Annotated in this window: 6 protein-coding genes; 3 read left to right on the top strand and 3 right to left on the bottom strand. The window is 66.5% G+C overall.

All coding sequences use genetic code 11. From position 1 onward, the window contains the following. Positions 1-109: 109 nt before the first annotated feature. Both QZY01_RS18975 and pdxH read right to left on the bottom strand, forming a co-directional pair. Positions 110-580 (bottom strand): NUDIX hydrolase, encoded by a 471-nt coding sequence (locus QZY01_RS18975; protein ID WP_294540314.1) that lies wholly within the window; start codon positions 578-580, stop codon positions 110-112. Next, on the bottom strand, positions 577-1191 hold the full coding sequence (gene pdxH / locus QZY01_RS18970; RefSeq protein ID WP_294540312.1) for a pyridoxamine 5'-phosphate oxidase: 615 nt from the start codon (positions 1189-1191) through the stop codon (positions 577-579). The genes QZY01_RS18975 and pdxH overlap by 4 nt, the downstream gene beginning before the upstream one ends. A gap of 43 nt (positions 1192-1234) precedes the next feature. Between pdxH and QZY01_RS18965 the strand changes: the two genes are divergently transcribed. Together QZY01_RS18965 and QZY01_RS18960 are read left to right on the top strand one after the other, a co-directional pair. Further along, positions 1235-1717 (top strand): RT0821/Lpp0805 family surface protein, encoded by a 483-nt coding sequence (locus QZY01_RS18965; protein ID WP_294540310.1) that lies wholly within the window; start codon positions 1235-1237, stop codon positions 1715-1717. A 118-nt stretch (positions 1718-1835) separates the two neighbouring features. Beyond that, positions 1836-2792 (top strand): DnaJ C-terminal domain-containing protein, encoded by a 957-nt coding sequence (locus tag QZY01_RS18960; protein ID WP_294540308.1) that lies wholly within the window; start codon positions 1836-1838, stop codon positions 2790-2792. A 106-nt stretch (positions 2793-2898) separates the two neighbouring features. Here QZY01_RS18960 and QZY01_RS18955 read toward each other — a convergent pair whose 3' ends face one another. Then, entirely contained in the window at positions 2899-3375 is a 477-nt protein-coding gene (locus QZY01_RS18955) for a hypothetical protein (protein WP_294540306.1), read from the bottom strand. 158 nt (positions 3376-3533) lie between these two features. Here QZY01_RS18955 and QZY01_RS18950 point away from each other — a divergent pair. Further along, a partial coding sequence (locus tag QZY01_RS18950; protein ID WP_294540304.1) for a hypothetical protein occupies positions 3534-3751 on the top strand: 218 nt, incomplete at its 3' end.

Raw genomic sequence — 3751 nt, 5'->3', positions numbered from 1 at the left:
TGCGACAGCGCCCAAAGCCTGTCGCCGCTCGCGCCTCGGTCAACGCGCCTTTGCGCGCACAAGGCGCGACCGGGAAACAAACCTGCAAGCCGCAGAGGCGCGGAAAAATTCATCGCGCTCCATCCACAATTCGTTTGGCGCCGGCGATGACATCGGCCAGTCCGGGCGTCACCGGCAGGCCGAACAGATTTTCCGGCGCGCGCCAAAGGATTTCCCCCGCCTCGGGGCCCGCCCGCCCCTCGCCGTCAAGCCAGATGCCGGCAAAGGACAGGATGACATAATGGCGCTCGACGCGACCGCAATCGTCGCGGACGATATGTTGTACCGGCTGGTTGAAGCCGACCATGCGCGCCAATATCCCGGTTTCCTCGCGCAATTCGCGCAAGGCCGCCGATTCGAGCGTCTCGCCGGTCTCTACCAGTCCGCCCGGCAAGGTGAACAGATCGGCGTGAGGCGGCGCGGTGCGGCTCGCCAGCAGCACTTCGCCACGGCGAAACACCGCGATGCTGACCGCCACAGCCGGCTGGGCCGGATAATGGCGGCGCGAATCGCTTGAGCAAAAGCCGATGGACGGCCTCAAGGATAAAGTTGCTCGCAAAGCCAGTCCCCTTCCGGCGCAAGACGCGAGAATCGACGCCTTTCATGCAGGCGGAACGGCTTGTCGGTCCAGAATTCGATCTCGGTGGGACAGATGCGATAGCCGCCCCAGTAATTCGGGCGGGGAACCTCGCCGAATTTGAATTTCGCCGCATAAAGGATGACGGCCCGTTCGAGCGCGAAACGGCTTTCCAGCGGACGCGACTGCTGGCTGGCCCAGGCCCCGATGCGGCTGTCGCGATGCCGGCTGGCGAAATAGGCGTCGGATTCCGCCTCGGAAACCTCCTCGACCGGCCCGCGAAAACGGAAAGCCCGGCGCAGGCTCTTCCAGTGCAGCACGCCGGCCGCCTGGCTCTGCCCGGCCAGTTCGCAACCCTTGACGCTTTCCTTGTTGGTGTAGAACACGAAGCCGCGGTCGTCGAAGCCCTTCAGCAGCACCATGCGCGCATTGGGCAGGCCTGTTTCGTCGACCGTAGCGAGGCACATGGCATTGGGATCGTTGATTTCGTTCGCTTCCGCCTCGTTCAGCCATTGCCCGAACAAGGCAAATGGCGCCGTCGCCGGCTCGCGGTTACCGCCCGTTAATGCGTTCATTGGATGATGACTCCTGATTTCATTCCGTCGGATCGCGCCCGCCTTGACCCTTTCCTCTCCCACGCCTCATAGTGAACCGACCCGGCGCGGGCTGCAAATCCCTTCGCGACTGAAAGATCTGGCGGTTTGCGCGGCGCTCTGCCAGGCGCTCGCCGCCTGCGCGGTGGGCGGTCCGCCGGCGCCGGGCGATTTCGAGGCCACCGGCTCGATCGCGCCCGTCGCGGCGAAGATAGCGCCGGGGCTGCCCGCCGCGCTCGACGACGAGGACCGCCGCCGCGCGCTCGGCGCGCTCGCCATTGCGCTCGATCCGCAGGGCAATGGCGCCACGGTCCATTGGGACAATCCGGTCAGCAAGGCGCGCGGATCGGTCACCCCGGCGGGCTTCGCCTATCCCGCCAACGATCTGATCTGCCGCGATTTCAATGCGCAATTCACCACCGCCGCCGGGCCGGAGACGGCGCGCGGCGCCGCCTGCCGCGACAAGAACGCGCAATGGACGCTCGCCGAATTGCGCGCCACCCGATAGCATCGGCTGCGCGAGGCGCATTGCTTCCCCTTGCGCCGGGGCGCGATGTCGCCCAAATAAAGGACGAGACAAACGCCGGCGCCGCCGAGGGCCGACGCACATTGGGCTTATTGGAAGCATGCGCGATCCCTATCAAATTCTCGGCGTCGCCAGGGACGCCTCCCATGGCGATGTGAAAAAAGCCTTTCGCAAACTCGCCAAACAGCACCATCCGGACCAGCATCCGAATGATTCCAAGGCGAAGGACCGATTCGCCGAACTCAATGGAGCCTACGAGATTCTCGGCGACGAGAAGAAGCGGGCCCAGTTCGATCGCGGCGAGATCGACGCCGAAGGCAAGCCGCGCCATCCGGGCTTCGACGGCTTCGGCAGAGGCGGAGGCCCTGGCGCCGGCCCCGGCGGATTTCGGCGCGGTCCCGGCGGCGCGGAGCATTTCAACTTTGGCGGGGGCGGCGCGGGTTTCGACGCCGCCGACCTGTTCTCCGACCTGTTCGCGGGCGCGCGCGGACCGCGCGGCGGAGGACGGCAGACGCGCGAACCGGGCGCCGACATCGCGCTCGAAACCCAGGTTTCTCTGGAGACCGCCCTTAATGGCGGCAATGCGCGGGTGCTGATGCCCAATGGCCGCACGCTGGAAGTCGCCATCCCCGCCGGCATCGAAGAGGGAAAGCAGATTCGCCTTCGCGGCCAGGGCCAGCCGAGCCCGACCGGCGGTCCCGCCGGCGACGCCATGGTGACCGTGCGTTTCGAAAAGCACGGGGTGTTCCGCATCGAGGGACGCGACCTGCGCCTCGACCTGCCGATCGCGCTTTACGAGGCGGTGCTTGGCGCAAAGGTCGAATCGCCGACGCTGGGCGGCAAGGTGGAGCTGAATCTGCCGCCGCATAGCAATTCCGGACGAACCTTGAGATTGCGCGGAAAAGGCCTGCCGGCGGTCGGCGACAAGCCGGCGGGAGATCTGCTCGTCACCTTGCGGATCGCGCTGCCGGAAGGCGAGGATGCCGATCTCGAGGAATTGATGCGACGCTGGCGCGCCGACAAACCCTATGATCCAAGATCCGATCTGAAGAAATAACCGCCCAATACAAGAGCCCTTCGGCGCCGCGGACAAGGTGGGAGCCCCGATCCGCATGGCCGGATCGGGGCACGAAAGCGTGTTCCGCAAGTTCGTTTCATCGCCCTTACGGACAGGTGTCCCAGAAACCGGAACGCCGCGACGCATCGGTGTAATACCAGCACAGGCCCGGCGCCGGCGGCCGCGTGGTAGCGTAGGCGGCGGCGCCCGCGGCGGCGACGAAGCCAATGGCGGCGCCGGCGGCGATCGCGCCGCCCGGCGCCCAGCGATAACCGCGCCCCCAGGCGCCGCGTCCGCCGACCACCACGGTATTATGGCCGCCGCGATAACCGCCGCGATAGGCGCCTGGCCGCGCGCCGCGATAACCGCCCGGCCGCGCGCCGTGGTAACCGCCGCGCGGGCCGCCGACATGACCGCCGCGCGCGACGTGACCGCCGTGACCGCCCCGCACGACAACCAGGGGCAGGGTCGGCGAAAATTCGCTCCGGGTCAGATTTGCCGAGATCGGCGCCGCTGCGACGGCGTCGGCGAGGATGAGAGCCGCTGCGGCGGCGACAAGCCAGCGCCAGTTTTTGGAAGTCATGTTTTTCCATCCTTTGTCGTTTTGTGTGTTTCTTGATCTCCATGATCGCGACTCGTCGCGATCATGGCATTCCTCGCCTGTGCCAGAAGGGCCGCGAAAGACTCTCGTCTGGCGAGGGACCTTCGGGCGCATTCGCGCTAACCGGGACTGAAATGGTCATGACCTTTCAAGTCCCGTTATGCGTGAATTGGGACGGGAGCATTTCCGAAGCGCCCACCAAAGTCAAAATGACCGAAGTCGCGGCGATGGATGTTCACCGGCGCGTCTTGCAGACCCCGACGCCGCCGACAAGGCGACAGGTCTTGACCGGCGCGGATGGTCGCGACGCGGGCGCGACCATCCGCGCCCCCCGGGCCCGGCGCCACACGCGCGAGGG

The sequence above is a fragment of the uncultured Rhodoblastus sp. genome (genome assembly GCF_903903185.1).
Taxonomy (GTDB): domain Bacteria; phylum Pseudomonadota; class Alphaproteobacteria; order Rhizobiales; family Beijerinckiaceae; genus Rhodoblastus.
This window is presented reverse-complemented; position numbering and strand designations above follow the sequence as displayed.